Genomic DNA, 2,436 nt, shown 5'->3' with positions numbered 1-2,436 from the left:
TGCTGGTTGACCTTGACCGGATACACGCCCCGAAAGTCGGCCTTGTAATTCAGCCCCTGAATGGCCTTGGAAAATGACGCGTGCAGCAGGGAAATCTGGGCGTCGAGCAAATTTTCGATACGCAGCAACACCGGCAGACCCAGGCCACGCTCCTGCAAGCCACTGATGATGGACGGGATGGGCACGCACACATCCTTGCCCGGAAACGGCGTGATGCCGAGATTGCCATCGGGCGTGACCGTGAAGTAGCCGCCGCCCCAGTTATCCACGCCGTAGAGTTCCGCGGAACGGCCAACGGTCCATTTTTCGAGAGTCCGAGATCGCATCAATTTCCTCCACCAGAAACGCTGTAAATGCAGGCCAGGACGGACCGGGCCAATGTTGGCCCCCGTCTAAACAGCGGGGGTCGAACCGTCAACACAACTCATGCCCCGCGCCCAAACGGCATGAAAAAGCTTCACGCCCAAGCATTGTCTTGACCCAAGGCATGGACTATCTGCCACGAGGCCAGCCCAACCCTGGAGGACCACATGCCATTTCTTGAAATTCTCGCCATTGCCGTGGCCCTGGCCATGGACGCCTTCGCCGTGGCCATCGCCTCGGGGGTGGCCCTCAAAACCGTCACCGCCCGTCAGACCTTTCGTCTGTCCTGGCATTTCGGGCTGTTCCAGGCCTTCATGCCCATCATTGGCTGGGCCGGCGGGTTCGCCGTGCGCGACTATTTTTTACGCTTCGGCCATTGGGCCGCCTTCGCCCTGCTTCTCTATATCGGCGGCCACATGTTCTGGGAAGGACTAAGCCACGACGCGGATGACGTCTGTCTGGACCCAACCCAGGGCACGCGGCTGATCATGCTGTCCATCGCCACGAGCATCGACGCCCTGGCCGTGGGCCTGAGTCTGGCCATGATCGGCGCGTCCATCTGGTATCCGGCGGTCGTCATCGGAATTGTCGCCCTGGCCTTGACGGCCATGGGAATGTATCTCGGAGCGGCTCTGGGCTGCCAGACCAGACTTGGGCACTACGCCGAAATTCTTGGCGGCGGCGTGCTCATGGCCATCGGCGGTAAAATCCTGTGGCAGGGGCTCTAGGCCCAGACCGAATCCGCCCGCGCCGGACGCCAGCCTCGTTGGCCGGGCATCAATTCTTCCGACAATCCTCGAAATCCTTCCTGATTTCCTTCAGTTCCCGGCGGTATCCCCCGGCATCGCCGTAATCCACGAACCGATCATAGCGGGAATGGGTGCTTTTGGGCAGCCGCGCGTGCCGGATGGGACACCAATACTGTTCGGTGCGGCCGGCGATTTCGCGCAGATAGGACATAAGCCCGTTGAAATAGCTGCAATAGACACAGTTCATCCTTTCCACCCAGTTCAAATATTTGAGCTTATGGCGATCGATGACGATATGCTCGCTGCGTTTCACGATGGGGATGCCGTAGACCGGAAAACAGACGATCTGGTAGAAAAAAACGAAAAAATCCAAAAAAAACGCCGGAATCAAGGCAAACCAGATAATCGGGATGGTCAACACCTTGAAGACGCCCGACTCGTACACATAGGATGTCCAGCGCGTGAGCAGTTCGCGGTGGGCAGCTTCCACCTCCTGGCTGAAGCGAACCCGCTTTTTTTCCACCGTGTACCGGAACTCTTCCTGCTTGGCGGCCAGTTCGCGGACCAATTCCCGCTCCAGCTCCTCAATTTTGTCACGAATCTCCCGAAAAGTGTCTCTCATGCGCTCTCCTTGTGCTGATCAGGCGGTCCTACATGCTCCGCCTCCCCGCCACAACCCGCCAGAAATGCCATTTTTCCCCAGCCCACCGCCCAATCGTCGACCTAGGCAAGACACTTGCATTCATCCTGGCGACATATCCAGACCAACCGGGAGTAGAATATGAACACCACAATGCGCGGATTCACCTTGGTCGAGCTTTTGGTCGTCGTGGCCATTATCGGCATTCTCGCGGCCATCGCCATTCCCCAATTCACCAAATTCAAACGCGAAGGGGCCGTGGCCCACGCCCAGGCGGATTTGAAAAACTGCATGGGCGAAGCCACGAGCCAGGAAATCGTCAACGGCCTCCAGACCCTGAATTGCACCGACATGGCCGGCAACCAGCTCGACTGCACGGTGACCATCCACGTCACCAATGGCAGCATCACCCTGAACTCCTGTACCAATCATGACTACAACGGTTTCCTCCTGACCTGCGTTCTGACGAACAACATCCCCTCCTGCACCCCCTGACGGTTCCCGTCATCATGAAAAGCGACCTGTCGCCAATTTTCGTCACCCATACACCGTGCCCTCGCGAATCAGACGGGGACCAGGGGCAGAGCCCAGGGTTCCCGCGCCTTGCCCGGTCACAAGCCCAAAAATCTGGCCGCGCCGGAGACAAAATCCCGCGCAAGGGCGGATCGGACAACACCAAGTCCG

The 2,436-nt window shown here is 58.6% G+C and carries 4 protein-coding genes; 2 read left to right on the top strand and 2 right to left on the bottom strand.

From position 1 onward, the window contains the following. A partial coding sequence (locus tag EOL86_13750; GenBank protein ID NCD26638.1) for an arginine decarboxylase occupies nt 1–326 on the bottom strand: 326 nt, incomplete at its 3' end. Nucleotides 327–530: 204 nt separating this feature from the next. Here EOL86_13750 and EOL86_13745 point away from each other — a divergent pair. After that, nucleotides 531–1,091, top strand: coding sequence for a manganese efflux pump (locus tag EOL86_13745; protein ID NCD26637.1), 561 nt, complete (start codon nt 531–533; stop codon nt 1,089–1,091). 49 nt (nt 1,092–1,140) lie between these two features. On the opposite strand, the gene EOL86_13740 is transcribed toward EOL86_13745, so the two are convergent. Further along, a complete protein-coding gene (locus EOL86_13740) occupies nt 1,141–1,734 on the bottom strand; it encodes a hypothetical protein (GenBank protein NCD26636.1) in 594 nt (197 codons plus the stop codon). 159 nt (nt 1,735–1,893) lie between these two features. Here EOL86_13740 and EOL86_13735 point away from each other — a divergent pair, with 159 nt between their 5' ends. Then, nucleotides 1,894–2,247, top strand: a complete 354-nt coding sequence (locus EOL86_13735; protein ID NCD26635.1) for a prepilin-type N-terminal cleavage/methylation domain-containing protein — start codon at nt 1,894–1,896, stop codon at nt 2,245–2,247. The last annotated feature ends 189 nt before the right edge of the window (nt 2,248–2,436 follow it).

This window comes from Deltaproteobacteria bacterium (assembly GCA_009930495.1).
Classification (GTDB): domain Bacteria; phylum Desulfobacterota; class Desulfovibrionia; order Desulfovibrionales; family Desulfomicrobiaceae; genus Desulfomicrobium.
The sequence above is the reverse complement of the archived record's forward strand: the minus strand, read 5'-3'. Positions and strand labels throughout refer to the sequence as shown.